17 protein-coding genes are annotated in these 15,379 nt (G+C 74.3%); 10 read left to right on the top strand and 7 right to left on the bottom strand.

Going from position 1 to position 15,379, the window contains the following annotated elements:
* Positions 1-4 precede the first annotated feature (4 nt).
* Complete coding sequence (locus AB4Y76_RS00985; RefSeq protein WP_441921546.1) at positions 5-442, bottom strand: VOC family protein; 438 nt, start codon at positions 440-442, stop codon at positions 5-7.
* A gap of 226 nt (positions 443-668) precedes the next feature.
* On the opposite strand from AB4Y76_RS00985, the gene AB4Y76_RS00980 reads away from it, so the two are divergent.
* Both AB4Y76_RS00980 and AB4Y76_RS00975 read left to right on the top strand, forming a co-directional pair.
* Complete coding sequence (locus tag AB4Y76_RS00980) at positions 669-2,303, top strand: PEP-utilizing enzyme (RefSeq protein ID WP_441921544.1); 1,635 nt, start codon at positions 669-671, stop codon at positions 2,301-2,303.
* Positions 2,300-3,544 (top strand): PEP/pyruvate-binding domain-containing protein, encoded by a 1,245-nt coding sequence (locus AB4Y76_RS00975; protein WP_441921542.1) that lies wholly within the window; start codon positions 2,300-2,302, stop codon positions 3,542-3,544. The genes AB4Y76_RS00980 and AB4Y76_RS00975 overlap by 4 nt, the downstream gene beginning before the upstream one ends.
* Positions 3,545-3,547: 3 nt before the next feature.
* Here the strand turns inward: AB4Y76_RS00975 and AB4Y76_RS00970 are convergent, their stop codons facing one another.
* Positions 3,548-4,099 (bottom strand): GNAT family N-acetyltransferase, encoded by a 552-nt coding sequence (locus tag AB4Y76_RS00970; RefSeq protein ID WP_441921540.1) that lies wholly within the window; start codon positions 4,097-4,099, stop codon positions 3,548-3,550.
* Between the two features lie 88 nt (positions 4,100-4,187).
* On the opposite strand from AB4Y76_RS00970, the gene AB4Y76_RS00965 reads away from it, so the two are divergent.
* Both AB4Y76_RS00965 and AB4Y76_RS00960 read left to right on the top strand, forming a co-directional pair.
* Entirely contained in the window at positions 4,188-4,973 is a 786-nt protein-coding gene (locus AB4Y76_RS00965; RefSeq protein ID WP_441921538.1) for an S-methyl-5'-thioadenosine phosphorylase, read from the top strand.
* A complete protein-coding gene (locus tag AB4Y76_RS00960; RefSeq protein WP_441921536.1) occupies positions 4,970-6,022 on the top strand; it encodes an NAD-dependent epimerase/dehydratase family protein in 1,053 nt (350 codons plus the stop codon). Before AB4Y76_RS00965 ends, AB4Y76_RS00960 begins: the two co-directional genes overlap by 4 nt.
* Here AB4Y76_RS00960 and AB4Y76_RS00955 read toward each other — a convergent pair.
* The gene (locus AB4Y76_RS00955; protein ID WP_441921534.1) at positions 6,009-7,373 is read right to left on the bottom strand and encodes a hypothetical protein; all 1,365 of its coding nucleotides are present in this window, start codon (positions 7,371-7,373) and stop codon (positions 6,009-6,011) included. The genes AB4Y76_RS00960 and AB4Y76_RS00955 overlap by 14 nt on opposite strands.
* Positions 7,374-7,484: 111 nt before the next feature.
* On the opposite strand from AB4Y76_RS00955, the gene AB4Y76_RS00950 reads away from it, so the two are divergent.
* The 5 genes from AB4Y76_RS00950 to AB4Y76_RS00930 are packed head-to-tail and all read left to right on the top strand — an operon-like array spanning position 7,485 to position 11,056.
* Positions 7,485-8,153, top strand: a complete 669-nt coding sequence (locus AB4Y76_RS00950) for a glycosyltransferase family 2 protein (RefSeq protein ID WP_441921532.1) — start codon at positions 7,485-7,487, stop codon at positions 8,151-8,153.
* Positions 8,150-8,815, top strand: coding sequence for a TIGR04282 family arsenosugar biosynthesis glycosyltransferase (locus AB4Y76_RS00945; RefSeq protein WP_441921530.1), 666 nt, complete (start codon positions 8,150-8,152; stop codon positions 8,813-8,815). The genes AB4Y76_RS00950 and AB4Y76_RS00945 overlap by 4 nt, the downstream gene beginning before the upstream one ends.
* Entirely contained in the window at positions 8,812-9,450 is a 639-nt protein-coding gene (locus AB4Y76_RS00940; RefSeq protein WP_441921528.1) for a methyltransferase domain-containing protein, read from the top strand. Before AB4Y76_RS00945 ends, AB4Y76_RS00940 begins: the two co-directional genes overlap by 4 nt.
* Positions 9,447-10,640, top strand: a complete 1,194-nt coding sequence (locus AB4Y76_RS00935; protein ID WP_441921526.1) for a molybdopterin-dependent oxidoreductase — start codon at positions 9,447-9,449, stop codon at positions 10,638-10,640. Before AB4Y76_RS00940 ends, AB4Y76_RS00935 begins: the two co-directional genes overlap by 4 nt.
* A complete protein-coding gene (locus AB4Y76_RS00930) occupies positions 10,637-11,056 on the top strand; it encodes a hypothetical protein (RefSeq protein WP_441921524.1) in 420 nt (139 codons plus the stop codon). The genes AB4Y76_RS00935 and AB4Y76_RS00930 overlap by 4 nt, the downstream gene beginning before the upstream one ends.
* 22 nt (positions 11,057-11,078) lie before the next feature.
* Here AB4Y76_RS00930 and AB4Y76_RS00925 read toward each other — a convergent pair whose 3' ends face one another.
* A complete protein-coding gene (locus AB4Y76_RS00925; protein WP_441921523.1) occupies positions 11,079-11,690 on the bottom strand; it encodes a hypothetical protein in 612 nt (203 codons plus the stop codon).
* Positions 11,687-13,003, bottom strand: coding sequence for an MFS transporter (locus AB4Y76_RS00920; RefSeq protein ID WP_441921521.1), 1,317 nt, complete (start codon positions 13,001-13,003; stop codon positions 11,687-11,689). The genes AB4Y76_RS00925 and AB4Y76_RS00920 overlap by 4 nt, the downstream gene beginning before the upstream one ends.
* Before the next feature lie 112 nt (positions 13,004-13,115).
* Here AB4Y76_RS00920 and AB4Y76_RS00915 point away from each other — a divergent pair, with 112 nt between their 5' ends.
* Entirely contained in the window at positions 13,116-13,421 is a 306-nt protein-coding gene (locus AB4Y76_RS00915) for a hypothetical protein (RefSeq protein WP_441921519.1), read from the top strand.
* A gap of 27 nt (positions 13,422-13,448) precedes the next feature.
* On the opposite strand, the gene AB4Y76_RS00910 is transcribed toward AB4Y76_RS00915, so the two are convergent.
* The gene (locus tag AB4Y76_RS00910) at positions 13,449-14,747 is read right to left on the bottom strand and encodes a hypothetical protein (RefSeq protein WP_441921517.1); all 1,299 of its coding nucleotides are present in this window, start codon (positions 14,745-14,747) and stop codon (positions 13,449-13,451) included.
* Positions 14,744-15,370 (bottom strand): class I SAM-dependent methyltransferase, encoded by a 627-nt coding sequence (locus tag AB4Y76_RS00905; RefSeq protein ID WP_441921515.1) that lies wholly within the window; start codon positions 15,368-15,370, stop codon positions 14,744-14,746. The genes AB4Y76_RS00910 and AB4Y76_RS00905 overlap by 4 nt, the downstream gene beginning before the upstream one ends.
* Between the last annotated feature and the right edge of the window lie 9 nt (positions 15,371-15,379).

The raw sequence follows: 15,379 nt of genomic DNA, 5'->3' as shown, positions 1-15,379 counted from the left end.
CGCCTCAGCCGATCCGCTCGGCCAGGGCGACGACGATGCCCTCCGGCCCGCGGACGTAGGCCATCCGCCACACGCCCTCGTACTCCCCGATCCCGCCGACGAGTCCGTACCCGTCCGCGGCCAGCGCGTCGACGGTGCCGACCAGGTCGTCGATCTCGAAGGCGACCGTCCGCAGGCCCAGCTCGTTCGCCATCGCGTCCGGCGACCCGGGCTCGTGGTCGGGCCGCCGGAAGCTCGACAGCTCGATCATCGTGTCGCCGTCCGGCACCGAGAGCATGACGATCTCCGTCGCCGAGTCCGGGATGCCGCACACGGTCTCGAGGAACTCGCCCTCGACGACCGTGCGACCCTCGACCTCGAGCCCGAGTCCGACGAAGAACGCCGTCACCCGGTCGAGGTCGCTGACGGTGACGCCGATGTGGTCGAACCGCTTGATCGCCATGGCTGCCATCCTCCACCCCCGAGCTGAAGCGCCGCTCCCGGGCGCACTGGTCTGCACCGCGGCCCGCACGTCACTAGACCTGTCGCGCGCCGCTTTGACCCACGACGTCCCGTTCCCCGGCGGCCGGTTGCCGAAACGCACCCGGAGGGCCGCGGGGACCGCCCTTGTCGGGGGGTGCCGCCGGTTCCAGACTGAAAATCCTCCCAGCCCGAGAAGGGGTACCTCGATGGACACTCTCACCGCGCAGCAACCGACTTTCGAGCCGCCGGGCCCCGGCTCCTGGGACCTCGACGCACTGCACTTCCCCCGTCCCGTCACCGCCTACTGGGCCGAGATGCACCCGGAGCCGTTCGCCCTCGGGTACGGCGACATGGCGGCGTTCTACGGGGTCCCGATCAAGACCCGGCTCACCACCTACGTCAGCGGCTTCTGCTACGGGACGATGGACCCGCTGCCGCCCGAGGCCTTCCCCGAGCGGGTGCAGCGCTCCGCCGAGGTGTTCGAGCGCAAGCTCTGGCGCGACCAGGCCCAGGAGTGGCAGGAGGTGCGCAAGCCGGCGTCGGTCGAGGCGCACCGCGCGATCCAGGCGATCGATCCGGACGCGCTCGGCGACGCCGAGCTGGTGGAGTACCTGCGCCGCTGCCACGACCACCACGCGACGATGATCCGGCAGCACATGGCCTTCACCGGCACGGCGGTCATCCCGGCCGGCGACTTCCTGGTGCACGCCCGGGAGTGGACCGGCCTCTCGACGGTGAAGCTGCTCGGGCTGATGCGGGGCGCGTCCCTGATCTCCGGCGGCGCCTCGCCCCAGCACGCCGCCCTGGTTGCGGCGTACCGGGCCGACCCGGCGGCACGCGCCGCGCTCGACGCGGACGAGGACGCCGGCTCGCTCCTCGAACGGCTGCGGCGCGAGCCCACGCCGACCGGCGAGGCGCTGAACGACTACCTCGAGTTCGCGGGCTACCGGCTGCTGGACGGGTTCGACATCTCGAACCACTTCGCGCTCGAGATGCCGGAGGTGCTGCTGCGGGCGATCCGGAGCGCGATCGACGAGCCCGGCGTGGAGTCGCCGGTCGACCGGGAGGTCGCGGAGGTGCGCGGCCAGGTGCCCGAGGAGCACCGGGACGCCTTCGACGCCCTGCTGGCCGAGGCCCGCACCGGCTACAGCGTTCGCGACGAGCGCGGTGTCTACTCCGACATCTGGGCGTCGGGGCTGATGCGCCGCGCCGCCCTCGGCGCCGGGCGGCGGCTGGCGGCGAGCGGTCGCCTCCACGACGCCGAGCACATCGTCTTCGCGGACGTCGACGAGATGTGCGCGCTGGTCGGCGGCGCGACGACGCCGTCGCCCGACGAGCTGGCCGCGCGGCACGGCTACCACCACACGTACACGGCGAAGGACGCCCCGGTGCACCTGGGCGACGCACCGGAGCCGCCGCCCGACCCGGCGCAGCTGCCGCCGCCGATGGCCCGGCTGATGGCGGCGCTGGGAACCGCGATGGGCGAGATGTTCGCGAGTTCCGAGGCCGAGCACGAGGGCGACGTCATCCGCGGGCTCGGCGCCAGTGCCGGCACCCGGGAAGGCGTCGCCCGGCGCGTCGCCGGCCCGGGCGACTTCGACCGCATCCAGCAGGGCGACGTGCTGCTCACCGAGGCGACGACCGAGGCCTTCAACATCCTGCTGCCGCTGCTCAGCGCGATCGTCACCGACAGCGGCGGCGCGCTCTCGCACGCCGCGATCGTCTCGCGGGAGTACGGCATCCCCGGTGTCGTCGGCACCCGCGACGCGACCGCCCGGATCGCCGACGGCGCCCGCGTCCGGGTCGACGGCGACGCGGGCACCGTGACGGTCCTGGAGTGAGCGGGATCGTCTCCCTCCTCGAGGCCGACACCGAGGAGGTGTACGGCGCGAAGGCGGTCGGCCTGGGGGAAGCGCTCCGGGCCGGCCTCCCGGTCCCGCCGGGCGTCGCGCTGCCCGGGCCGGAGGTCGACGCGATCGCCTCCGGCGAGGCGGCCGCGACGGCGGCGCTCCGCGAGGCGGTGCAGGCGCTGCCGGCCCCGCTGGCGGTGCGCTCCTCCGCGGTCGGCGAGGACAGCGCCGGGGCCAGCTTCGCCGGGCAGCACATCACCGTGCTGAACGTGCCGTCGGCGGCCGACGTCGAGGCGGCGGTGCGCGAGGTGTGGTGGTCGGCCAACTCGGACTCCGCGATCACCTACCGCAAGCGGCTCGGCGTCTTCGCCCGGCCGAGCGTCGGCGTGGTCGTCCAGTCGTTGCTGCAGCCGGACAGCGCCGGGGTGATGTTCACCCGGAACCCGATCACCGGTGCGGACGAGCGCATCATCGAAGCGGCCTGGGGCCTGGGCGAGGCGGTGGTCTCGGGCCGGGTGATCCCGGACTCCTACCGGGTCGCCCGCGACGGCGAGGTCCTGGAGCGCCGTCCCGGGCTCAAGCGGTTCGCGATCCGCTCGGCGCCCGACGGCGGCACCGTCGACGAGGACGTCGCGCCGGACCTGGTCGAGGCGCTCTGCCTGAGCGACGAGCAGCTCGCAGCCCTCTCCGCGCTGGCCGCCGACGCCGAGCGGGTCTACGGGCCGGAGCGGGACATCGAGTGGGCGTTCGCCGGCGGGCAGCTCTACCTGCTGCAGTGCCGCGCGGTGACGACGTCCGCCGGGACCGCGGCACCGGCACCCGAGATCTCCGCCGACGTGCTGGTCCGGGTGCCGCTGTTCGCCGACCTGCCCGAGCCCGACCGCGACGCCCTGGCCCGGCTCTTCACCGAGCGGACCTTCGAGCCGGGCGAGACCGTGACCAAGGAGGGCGCCGAAGCGGCCGCGTTCTACCTGATCGAGTCGGGCACCGCCACGGTCACCGTCGGCGGCGAGTTCCGGCGCACGCTCGGCGCCGGCGAGCACTTCGGCGAGATCGCCCTGATCGACGGGCGCGCCCGCTCGGCCACGGTCACCGCCGACGGCGAGCTGGTCTGCCAGGGCCTGACCCTCTGGGACTTCCAGCCGCTGGTGCAGCGGAACCCGACGATGGCGTGGACGCTGCTGCGGACCCTGGCCGGGATGCTGCGCGAGGCCGGCGTCCGGAGCAGCTAGTCGCTAGGAGGCGTTCCACTCCCGGCGGAGGAGACCGTAGACCCGCGAGTCCGACACGTCGCCGTCGACGACGCAGTCCTCGCGCAAGGTGCCCTCGCGGACGAAGCCGAGCTTCTCCAGAACCCGGGCGGACGCCGTGTTGCGGGTGTCGGTCTCGGCCTGGACGCGGTTGAGGTCGAGGGAGTCGAAACCCCACTGCAGCAAGGCTTTCGCCGCCTCCGTCGCGTAGCCGTGACCCCACCCGGCTTGGGTGAAGCAGTAGCCGAGGGCGGCGCTCCGGTACGCCGGGGTCCACCGGCTCAGGACGCACCAGCCGAGGAACGCACCGTCGTCGGCACGGTCGACGACGACCCGGACGCCGCTACCGTCCGCCGCCAGCTGCCGGCTCGCCGCGATGAACCGCTGGGCCCGCTGCGGTTCGGTCCACGGCGGGGAGTCCCAGTAGCGCAGCACGTGGGCGTCGCTGTGCAGCGCGAAGAGCGCGTCCGCGTCCGTGTCGGCGACCGGACGCAGGAGCAGGCGCTCGGTGCTGAGCGACGGCGTCGACAGGCTCATGGGGCCATCGTGCCCTGCCTCCTTACCGAACCATGACGGATCGGCCGCGAGCGGTGCGCGCGGGAGCGGAATTGGGCACGGTGCACGGGTGACCACTGCAGAGATCGCCGTCATCGGCGGGAGCGGCTTCTACACGTTCCTCGCCGACCCCGAGCGGGTCGACGGCCACACGCCGTACGGCGACGCGTCCGCGCCGGTGACAGTCGGGGAGGTCGCCGGGCGGCGGGTCGCCTTCCTGCCCCGGCACGGCGGCCGGCACGAGCTCGCGCCGCACACCATCAACTACCGGGCGAACCTGTGGCTGCTGCGTTCCCTCGGCGTCCGGCAGGTGCTGGCGCCGTGCGCGGTCGGCAGCCTGAACGAGGCGCTGGGGCCGGGTTCCGTCGTGGTGCCCGACCAGCTCGTCGACCGCACCTCGCGCCGCACCGGCTCGTTCGTGGAGTCGGGCGCCGTCCATCTGCCCTTCGCGGACCCGTACTGCGAACGACTCGGCGCCGCGCTCGGACGCGACCCGCGGGTCACCGCCGGAGGAACGATGGTGGTCATCGAAGGACCCCGTTTCTCCACGCGCGCCGAGTCCCGGTCCTACGCCGCCCAGGGCTTCGCCCTCATCAACATGACGGGCGCTCCGGAAGCGGCGCTCGCCCGGGAGATGCGGATGTGCTACTCCGCGCTCGCGCTCGTGACCGACACGGACGCCGGCGTCGCCACCGGTGAGGGTGTCGGCCAGGCCGAGGTGTTCGCGATGTTCGAGCGCAACATCGAGGTGCTCAAGGACATCCTCGTCAGCACGATCGGCGATCTCCCCGACCCCGCGGGCTGCACCTGCTCGACCTGGGCCGACGACCTCGAGCTGACCTACGAGGTGCCGTGAGGGTCCTGGTGACGGGCTCGGCCGGCTTCATCGGAACCGCGGTCCGGAGCGCCCTGGAGGCGGCGGGGCACGAGGTGATCGGCGTGGACCTGATGCTCGCGCAGGCCCACGGAGCGGCCGAGCCGCCGCCCGGCACCACCCGGCTCGACGTCCGCGACGCCGAGCGCTGGGACGGGGTGCTCGACGGCGTCGACGCCGTCTGCCACCAGGCCGCGCTGGTCGGAGCGGGGGTCCGGGTCGGCGACCTTCCCCTCTACGCCGGGCTCAACGACCTCGGCACCGCGGCCCTGCTCGCCGCCATGCACGCCGCGGGCGTACGCCGGCTGGTGCTGGCTTCGTCGATGGTCGTCTACGGCGAGGGCCGCTACGACTGTCCCGCGCACGGACCGCGCGAGCCGGCGGTCAGGTCGTTCGCCGACCTCGACGCCGGCCGGTTCGACCCCCCGTGCCCCGACTGCGGCGCGCCGCTGACCTGGGGGCTCGTCGAGGAGTCCGCGGCCCTTGCGCCGCGCAACGCGTACGCCGCGAGCAAGGTCGCCCAGGAGCACTACAGCGCCGCCTGGGCCCGCCAGGCCGGAGGCTCGGTGGTGGCGCTGCGCTACCACAACGTCTACGGGCCCGGGATGCCGCGCGACACCCCGTACGCGGGGGTGGCGGCGATGTTCCGCTCCAGCCTGGAGCGCGGTGAGCCGCCGCGCGTCTTCGAGGACGGCGGCCAGATGCGCGACTTCGTGCACGTCGACGACGTGGCACGGGCGAACCTGCGCGCACTCGAGGCGGTCGGTGACGTCGACGGCGCTGCGGCCTACAACGTGTGCTCGGGGCGGCCGATCGGGATCCGCGAGGTCGCCGAAGCGGTCTCCCGCGGCGCAGCGGCGCCTGCGGACCCGGTGGTCACCGGGGAGTACCGGCACGGTGACGTCCGGCACGTCGTCGCCTCCCCGGAGCGCGCGGCGCGCGAGCTCGGGTTCCGTGCCGCCGTCGGTCCGGAGCAGGGGCTCGCCGCGTTCGCCACCGCTCCGATGCGGGCCCCGGTCACCAGCCCGTAGCCAGCAGGTGCTGGACCGCGAGCGCCGCGACGAGCTGCAGCATCAGACCGTGGCGCCGCCAGCGCTCCGGCAGCAGGGCGCACCCGACGAGGAGCCACGGCACGAACGGCAGCCAGATCCGCTCGACCTCCGCGCGGCTCATCTGGGAGAGGTCGGCGGCGAGCACCATCACGATCCCGGCACCGGTGAGCCAGGTGACGACCCGGAGCTGACCTCCGGAGCGGACGCCGTCCCGGGCGCGGCTCACCGTCGCGGCGACGGCGGCCCCGACCATCGGCCCGGCACTGAAGCAGAGCGCCGCCAGGTTCGCCCAGGTCCAGTAGGCACCGGGCCGCACGTGGGCCACGCCGTCCCAGTAGCGCTCGCGCAGGACGGGGATCGCCTCCCACCAGGAGTACCCGAGGGCGGCGTACGCGAGGACGACGGCGCTCGCGGCCACCACGGCCGGCAGCAGCGGGCGCCAGGAACGCGCGACCACCAGCACCGCGACGGCCAGCACCCCGGCGAGGGGCAGTCCGTAGGAGAGCATCACGGCGTACCCGAGCAGGAGCCCGGCCACCCCGCCCCAGACGGTCGAGCGCACCGTCCCCGCGCTGGTCGCGGCGACCGCGAGAGCGGCGGCGCCCCAGGCCACGAACGCGGCGAACATGCCGTCGGCGGACACGCACTGCCAGATCGCGGCCGGGCCGAAGACCAGGAACGGCGCCGCCCGCCGGGCCGCCTCCTCGGCACCCAGGACCCGCAACGTGATCAGTACCGCGAGTGCGGTCGACGCCGCGAGGAGCGTCACCACCATCCCGGCCGCGAAGCCGCTCCCCAGCCCCAGACGCACCAGGCCCACGAAGAAGGTCAGCGCCCCCGGCGGATGACCGGCGATGTGCACCGGCCAGTTGCCGCCGGGAGCGTCGAACGGGATCCGGTCGACGTACTCGCGGAGCGTGGCCGGCAGGTCGTCCGTCGCCCGTGCGGTCCGCAGGTACTCGTAGTCGCTGCCGAGGATGGCGCTGATCCCGTGGCTGCCGTCGACCCAGGCGAGCGCCAGCATCCAGGCGACACCGCTGACGTAGCTCGCCAGCAGGAGGGTGCGCCATCGCAGGGTCCGGGCCAGGCCGCCCGCCTGCCAGGCCGCCAGCGCGGCGAGCAGGATCGCCGGCGCCGTACCGGCCCCGACCCTCGGGTCCCAGTCGGCGTGCAACGGCGGGAAGTGCCGCACGTGCACGTTCCAGTCGGCGAGCGCGGGGACCAGCATCGCGCCGGCCATCAGCACCAGCGCCGAGACGAGGCCGATCCACGGCGCCCTCGGCCCGACGGCCAACGGGTCGCCGGACGCTGTCGGGTCACCGTTCGCCATGGCCCCAACGTAGGGTCCGCCGTCCCGGTGCAGGGCGGGCCGTGCCGCTCGTCAGGCTTTCGTAAGGCCACGGGCCTGATCCCGGCCCCTGCTCTCCCTAGGTTTGACGACATGAACGAGCAGTGCACCGTGGTGTTGCCCTGCCGGGACGAGGCGGCCGCCCTTCCGGCCGTCCTCGGTGACCTGGCAACGCACGCCGGAGCCTTCGAGGTCCTCGTCGTCGACAACGGGTCGACGGACGGCACCGCCGCGGTCGCGGAGCGCCTCGGTGCCCGGGTCGTAGCGGAGGCCGTTCCCGGCTACGGCGCGGCCGTGCACACGGGGCTGCTCCACGCGACGACCGAGTACGTCGCCGTGATGGACGGCGACGGGTCCTTCCGCGCCGCCGACCTGCACGTCCTTCTCGACGACCTGGTCCACGGTCGCGCCACGATGGCGGTCGGCCGGCGACGCCCGGTGTCGCGCGGCGTCTGGCCCTGGCACGCCCGCGCCGGCAACCGGGTGGTCGTGGAGTGGTTGCGGCGACGAGCCTCGTACCCGCTGCACGACATCGCCCCGATGCGGGTCTGCCGGCGCGCGGACCTCCTCGCCCTCGGCGTCCGCGACCGTCGCTTCGGCTACCCGCTCGAGCTGATGGTGCGCGCCGGGCGCGCGGGCTGGCGGATCACCGAGCACGACGTCCCCTACTTCGCGCGCGCCGCCGGCACGCGCTCGAAGGTGTCCGGGTCGGTACGAGGCACCGTGCGCACCGCCCAGGACTTCTACACGGTGCTGCGATGAACGGGCACGCCCTGGTCGTCGCCAAGTCCCCCGTGCCCGGCCTCGTCAAGACCCGGCTCGGTCGCCGGATCGGGATGGCTGCGGCCGCGGACCTCGCGGCGGCGGCGCTCCTGGACACCGTCGACGCGTGCGCGGCCACCTTCCCGGGGCGCTGCCACCTGGCGCTCGCGGGGACGCTCGCGGAGTCGCCGCACGGCCGGGACCTCCGGCTCGCGCTCCGCGGGTGGGAGGTCTTCGCCCAGGACGGCGACGGCTTCGGCGACCGGCTGGCGCACGCGCACCGCAGCGCCGCCGTCCCCGAGGACGCCGCCGTCGTCCAGGTCGGCATGGACACGCCGCAGCTGACGCCGGCGCTGCTGGCCGGGGTGCACGCCCTGGCCTCCGGGCCCGACGACGCCGTCCTCGGCCCGGCCGCCGACGGCGGCTGGTGGGTGCTGGCGCTGCGGCGGGCCTCCGGGGCCGCCGCCCTGGCCGCGGTTCCGATGTCGACCAGCGAGACCGGCGCGGCGACCGCGCGCGCGCTGCACCGCGTCGGCCTGCGCGTCGTACCGGCTCCGCCGCTGGTCGACGTGGACACGGTCGCCGACGCCGAGTCGGTCGCGCGGCGAGCACCCGGTACCCGCTTCGCCGCCCGCTGGCGTGAGATCGGGCGGGCGTCGTGACGCCCGTCCGGGCCGCCACCACGGTCTACGAGTCCGCCCTGCGCGGACGTTCGTGCGTCGTCGTCGACCCCGACGGCGCGCTCCGCCGGCTCCCGGTCGAAGACTGGCGGCGGACCGCGACGAACGCCGACCGGCGGATCCTGGAGGCCTGCGCCGGGACCACGTTGGACATCGGCTGCGGCCCCGGCCGGATGGCCGAGGCGCTGACCGACATGGGCCGGCACGTCCTCGGCATCGACATCGTGGACGAGGCGGTCCGGCAGGCGCAGGCTCGCGGGGTCGCGGCGCTGCGCCGGGACGTGTTCGCGCCGATCCCGGCCGAGGGCAGCTGGGACTCGGTCCTCGTGGCCGACGGCAACATCGGCATCGGCGGCGACCCGCAGCGCCTCCTCGACCGGGTGACGGGCCTGGTCCGGCTCGGCGGCACCGTCGTCGTCGATCTCGACCCGCCGGGCGCCGGCGTACGGCACACCACGCTGCGGATCGCCACCGACGAAGCCCGCTCGCGGGAGTTCCGGTGGGCGATCGTCGGCGCGGACGCCTGGACCGGTCTCGCCCGACGGGCCGGCCTCGCGATGGCCTCGGTCCAGACCGACCACGACCGCTGGTACGGCGTCGCGCGGCGGTCGGCATGACCACGGTGGCGCGGCTCCGGGAGCGGCTGGTCGCACACGTCCCCCCGGCGCCGACCGAGGAGAGCTTCACCTCGACCTTGCGCGGACCCGCCGTCACCTCCCGGGTCGGGCTCTGGCTCGGCGTCTGCTTCGCGGTGGCCTTCGTGACCGGGCTGATCAGCCACGAGGCACACCTGGCGCACCCGGTCCTTCCCCTCCCGACCCGACCGGTCTGGGCCTACCGGTTCACCCAAGGGCTGCACGTCGCCAGCGGGACGGCGGCGATCCCGCTGCTCCTGGTCAAGCTGTGGTCGGTCTACCCCAAGCTGTTCGCCCGGCCGCCTCGGCCCCGGCGCGACCTCGTGCTCCACGGGCTGGAACGGGCCTCGATCGCGGTGCTGGTCGCGAGCGCGATCTTCCAGCTCTCGACCGGCCTCGCGAATGCCGCCCAGTGGTACCCGTGGGGCTTCCACTTCCGCGCGACCCACTACGCGATCGCCTGGGTGGCGGTCGGTGCGCTGCTCGTCCACGTGGCGGTGAAGCTGCCGCTGATCCACGACAGCCTGACCAGCCCGATCGACGCCGGGGCTCCCGCACCCGACCCGGTCGGAGGTCCGCCGCTCACCCGACGCCAGCTCGTCGGCACGGCGTACGGCGCCGCCGGTCTCGCCGTGCTCGCCACGATCGGCAGCACGGTCCCCGCGCTCCGGAAGGTCTCCGTGCTCGGCGTCCGCAGCGGCGCCGGGCCGGGCGGGATCCCGATCAACAAGTCCGCCCGGGCAGCCGACGTCGTGGCCGGTGCCCTGGACGCCGACTTCCGCCTGGTCCTCACCGGACCGACCGGCACGGCGTCGTTCAGCCGGGAGGACCTGCTGGCACTCCCCCAGCACACGGCGACGCTGCCGATCGCGTGCGTCGAGGGCTGGAGCGCGAGCGGGTCCTGGTCCGGTCCCCGGATCCGCGACCTGGTCGGCGCGGTCGGAGCACCCCCGACCAGCGACCTGCGCATCGTGTCCCTGCAGCAGGCGGGTCCCTACAAGGAGACGGTGCTGCCGGCGTCCTTCGCCACCGACCCGCTGACCCTGCTCGCGCTCACACTGGACGGTGAGCCCCTGGCGCTCGACCACGGCTACCCGTGCCGACTCATCGCCCCGAACCGTCCCGGCGTGCTCCAGACCAAGTGGGTCGCGCGGATCGAGGTGCTGACGTGAGAACCGTCCGGCTCGCCCTGCTGCTCCTCGGCACGGCCCTCGGCGGGTACGGCGTGCTGCTGCTCGCCGGGACCGGCTTCGCGAACGTGCGCGCCACGACGTTCTGGCTCGTCGGCGGCGTCCTCGTCCACGACCTGGTGCTGGCCCCGTTGACTCTGCTCGCCGCCGCGGCCGTGCTCGCCGTGCGGCGCCCGTCGGCGCCGCTGGTGGCCGGGTTCGTCCTGGTCGCCTCGATCACCGTCGTCGCCGTCCCGGTCCTCGGGCGCTTCGGCGCACGGGCGGACAACCCGACCTTGCTGGACCGGGACTACGTGACCGGATGGGTGGCGGTCGTGGCGGTGATCGCGATCGCGGTCGCGCTCACGTCGTGGTGGAGCCGACGACAGCGACGACGCCACCCCCCACCGAGCACGTAGCCCGCGCAGCAGGGGAGGCAGTTCAGCCCAGGTTGCGGAGCCGGTCGACCACCGACTCGGTCGCGGCCCGGGTGACCGCCGCCTGGATCTGCCGCTGCAGGTCGGCCTGGTCGTCGAGGTTCGTCAGCAGCGCGCGCAGGTCCAGGTCGTCGATCGTCCGGGTGAGCACGTCGTCGGTCTTCAGGGTCGCGTCGACCACGCTCGCCGGGATCGCGCGGAGGGCGGCCGCGACGAAGGGGTTCAGGTTCGCCTGGGCGACTGCGTCGTCGAGCAGCTCGGAGGCCGGGGGCAGGGTGCCGTCGTCGGCCATCCGGCGTACGGCCTCGTGCAGGCCGGCCCGCAGCGCGTCGACCTGCTCGTCGGTCGGCGCGGTCGCCTGCGCCACCTCCAGCGCGAAGGCCTCCCGCGTCGTACCGGCCTCGCAGGCGGCGCCGTCCAGGCCGAGCAGGACGAGGCGTTCGCTGAGCCCGTCGATGCCCTCTGCCTGCGAGGTGACCTCGCGGACGGCGCACGGGTCGGCCGGACGGAGCGGCTCGAAGGTCCCGCCGCCCTGGGAGAGCTGCAGTCCGAGCAGCCCGGCCACCACCACGACGGCCGCGGCCGGAAGCACGGCCCAGGGGTAGCGGGCGGTCACGGGATCGCCTGCTTCCGGAGCACCACCACGGTGAGCAGCGCGGCCAGCGCGAGCCCGGCGCCGATCAGGAAGGAGTCGCGGAACGCGTGCGTCGCGGCGCGCTCGACCTGGTGGTTCAGGTCCCGTTCCAGCACCGCACCGGCGGCCTGCTCCGACGGGTCCAGGTCCAGCCGTGCGAAGGCACCGTGCAGGTCCGGCACCTTGCCCTGCTGGGCGCTCAGGTCGTCGCCGAGCAGCTGGGCCACCGAGATCTTGGCCTGCGGGGAGAGCGGCGCGTCCAGGACGAGCGCGGTGATCGCCTCCTGGGCGGGCACCTGCGCGTCCTCCAGGTCGGCGGTGAACACCGGGGTCAGGATCAGCAGGCCGAGGACCACGCCGAGGTGGCGGGCGCCGATCGTCCAGCCGGCGTGCCGCGGCCGCGGCAGCCGCATCTCCAGAGCCTGCGAGGTGAGCCGGTCCACGGTGAGGCCGAGGCCGAGGCCGACCAGCGCCTGCGGGGCGATCGTCCAGGCCAGGTGCGCCGACGGCAGCAGCGCCAGGCAGGTCAGGCCGCCGGCGATGAGGAAGCAGCCGGTGGCGACCTCGATCCACGGCGGCGGCTGCAGCGCGCGGGCGATCGGCGCCGCGGCGAGGGCGGCGAGCGGGACGACGGAGACCGTCACCGCCGCGGTCGCCGGGGACCGCTGCCAGCCCTCGACGAGCAGCAGCACGAGCAGGAACAGCGCGGCCGTGAGCGCGGCGGAGAGCAGCAGCAGGGTCAGGTTCGGGCGGATCGCCGGCGGGTGCCGGTCGGGCTCGACCACCGGATCCGCCCGTACGGCGAGCGCGGCCGGGACCGCGAGCACGGCGAACGGGACCTGCACCACGAAGATGGCCTGCCAGGAGAACGCCTCGGTGAGGAGTCCGCCGACGAACGGCCCGGCCGCCGTACCGACGACCCCGGCGGTCACCCACGCCGAGACGCCGCGGCGCTCGCCGTACTCCTCCACCAGCAGCTCCAGGCAGCCGATCAGCGCGAACGCACCGCCGAGCGCCTGCAGGCAACGGGCCATGATCAGCACCTCGATCGACCCGGCCAGGGCGCACCAGGCCGAGGCCGCCGCGAACACCGCGATCCCCGCGGCGCTCAAGATCCGGGGTGGGGCCTTCGTGAAGCAGGCCGCGGCCGGGACCGCGGCGAAGCCGAGCACCAGGTTGAACGCGATCAGCACCCACGCGACCTGCGTGACGGTCGCGTCCAGGTGCCGCAAGATGTCGGGCAGCGCCAGCGTCACCACCGCGGAGTCCGCGAGCACCAGCGCGACGGTCGTCACGAGCAGGGGTCCTACGGCACGGCGCACCCGGTCATCGTCGCAGGCCCGGCGACTCTTCACGGCAGGTCGGCTCCCCCCTACGCTGAAGTGTCGCCGTCCCGAGGAGGACACCGTGTGGGCCCAGCTGATCCACGTGCGCCTGAAGCCCGGGTCCGACGTGCAGGCCCTGGCCGAGGTGCTGAAGTCCGCCGAGCAGCCGGATTCCGGTCTGGTCCGCGAGTTCTTCCTGCACGACCAGACCGACCCCGGCTCGGTCTACGTGCTGGCCGTGTTCGAGAGCGAGGAGAAGGCGCGGGAGCGCGAGGCCGACCCGCGGCGCGCCGCGGGCCAGCAGGCCATCCAGGAGTGGATGACGCAGGTGCTCGCCTCGCCGCCGGAGTTCACCAACCTGGTGGTCGCGGCCGAGTGGGTGCCGTAGCCGGGGCCCGACCGCGCCGGCTACGGCTCAGATCAGCGACGCCTTGCGCCGGGGAAGCGGCTCGTCGCCGGGGGACGTGGGCAGCATCTCGGGGCCGCGCGGGTAGGCCATCCCCACGGCGGCCGCGGGCTGCGCCAGCCAGGCGGCGTACGTCTTCTCGATCCGGTCCAGCACGACCCCCTTCTCCCAGTCCTCGGTCGCGTCCCAGGCGTCGAAGGCGTCGTCGGGCACCACGGGGACCGGCGACCCGGGCGCACCAGCCGACAGCGTGGTCTGCAGGCTGCCGAACGCGTACCAGAGCAGCACGACCGCCAGCGCTGCGGTCAGCAGCGCGACCAGTGTCCTGGGCAGCCAGCCGTCGACGAGGGTCAGTGCGCTGCCGCCGACCGTGCCCACCTGGAGCCCGGCCGCGAAGACGACCAACGACGTCGACAGGATCAGGCCGCGGACCGTCACCACCGCGGTCGAGTCGCCGACCAGCTTGGCGACCGTGTTCGCCACCGCGATCACGGCCGCGCTGACCAGACCGGCGACGGTCATGACCCCGATCGCGGCCTTCGGCTCGTCGCCGAGGAGGGCGGTGAGCGTGTCGGCGCTGGTGACCAGCGCGACCACCGCGGTGGTCGCCACGGTCAGGTTCGCGGCCCAGGAGTCCTGGAACGACCAGCCCGCCTCGAGCCCGAGCACCTCCGAGTCCGTCTCGAAGTCCGCCGGCGGCGGCAGCGCCGGCTCCCAGGGGAGCGTGACCCCCAGTCCGAGCGCGCCGACGCGGGCGTCGACCCGCGTCCGCACCCGGTCGTACGCCGCCGCGCGGTCGAGGGCTTCCTGCCCGGTGGCGACCTTCGCCTTGTTCTCGCGGTCGATGGTCGTGACCATCGTGTCGCCGACGAGCGCCACCAGGAGGGCGGCGGCCAGCCCGGCACCGGCGCTGATCCACAGCGGCAGCCAGTTGCTCTCCTCGGCGGGTTTCTTGATCGTGACCGCCGGCATCGACTCGTCGCCGTCGAGGTCGACCTTCAGCTCGTCCACGTCCTCGAAGCAGGACTTGCCGAGGGTCAGCGTGACGCTCCCAGTCGCCTGCCCGGCGACGCGCCCGCCCTCGATCTGCACGGCGCAGCCGTCGGGCCCCTCCACCGCGTCCGGGTCCAGGGTCACGCTGGCCCGCCCGGGGTTGAGCAGCGCGATCTTCGCGGTGTAGCCGTCGGCGGTCCCGGTCGCGTCGACCGAGGTCCCGTCCACGACGAGCTCGTCCGCCGACGCCGGGGCCGCGAGCCACCCGAGCGCGACGAGGACCAGGAACGCGACCGCGGCCAGGCGGCGGATCATGCGTCGATCCCGGCCGCCGCGACGCCGAGGGAGAACGCGGAGACGGGCTTGGGGGCGCCCGGGGCGTAGAACACGTCGAGCTCCTGGATCGTGAACCCCGCGCCGGACACGAGGTCGGCGATGCGCCGGGTGAGGTGGCAGCCGCCGGCGATCCGCTTGTTCACCGGCTCGAACCGGCGCTGCCACACCTGCACCGACTCCTCGGGCGCCAGCCCGTGCTCGACGAAGTGCAGCGTCCCGCCGGGCCGGAGCACCCGGCGCAGCTCGCGCAGCGCCTGCCCGGCGTCCGGGATCGTGCACATCGTCCAGGTCGAGACCGCGCTGTCGAAGGTGTCGTCCTCGAAGGGCAGCGCCTGCCCGTCGAGGCCGGAGCGCTCGATCGGCACCCGGCTGCCGGCGACGCGCTCGGCGGCCAGCTTCCAGCCCAGGTCGGCAGGCTCGACGGCGGTGACCCGCGTGACGGAGTCCGGGTAGGACGGCACGTTCAGGCCGGATCCGAAGCCGATCTCGACCACTTCACCGGTCAGGCCGGAGCAGACCCGGTCGCGGTACTGACGGAGGTCTTTGGTCCCGCAGGCCAGGTTCACGATCCGCGGGACGACGTGGTCGCCGTAGAAGCCCATACCCCGCAT

The organism is Marmoricola sp. RAF53, from assembly GCF_052114005.1.
Lineage (GTDB): Bacteria > Actinomycetota > Actinomycetes > Propionibacteriales > Nocardioidaceae > Marmoricola.
The sequence above is the reverse complement of the archived record's forward strand: the minus strand, read 5'-3'. Positions and strand labels throughout refer to the sequence as shown.

Excerpts from the sequence above, each read along its gene's own strand:
- AB4Y76_RS00980 (WP_441921544.1), top strand. The coding sequence starts at position 669 with ATGGACACTCTCACCGCGCAGCAACCGACTTTCGAGCCGCCGGGCCCC.
- AB4Y76_RS00950 (WP_441921532.1), top strand. The coding sequence starts at position 7,485 with ATGAACGAGCAGTGCACCGTGGTGTTGCCCTGCCGGGACGAGGCGGCC.
- AB4Y76_RS00970 (WP_441921540.1), bottom strand. The coding sequence starts at position 4,099 with ATGAGCCTGTCGACGCCGTCGCTCAGCACCGAGCGCCTGCTCCTGCGT.
- AB4Y76_RS00955 (WP_441921534.1), bottom strand. The coding sequence starts at position 7,373 with ATGGCGAACGGTGACCCGACAGCGTCCGGCGACCCGTTGGCCGTCGGG.
- AB4Y76_RS00985 (WP_441921546.1), bottom strand. The coding sequence starts at position 442 with ATGGCGATCAAGCGGTTCGACCACATCGGCGTCACCGTCAGCGACCTC.
- AB4Y76_RS00905 (WP_441921515.1), bottom strand. The coding sequence starts at position 15,370 with ATGGGCTTCTACGGCGACCACGTCGTCCCGCGGATCGTGAACCTGGCC.
- AB4Y76_RS00935 (WP_441921526.1), top strand. The coding sequence starts at position 9,447 with ATGACCACGGTGGCGCGGCTCCGGGAGCGGCTGGTCGCACACGTCCCC.
- AB4Y76_RS00945 (WP_441921530.1), top strand. The coding sequence starts at position 8,150 with ATGAACGGGCACGCCCTGGTCGTCGCCAAGTCCCCCGTGCCCGGCCTC.
- AB4Y76_RS00910 (WP_441921517.1), bottom strand. The coding sequence starts at position 14,747 with ATGATCCGCCGCCTGGCCGCGGTCGCGTTCCTGGTCCTCGTCGCGCTC.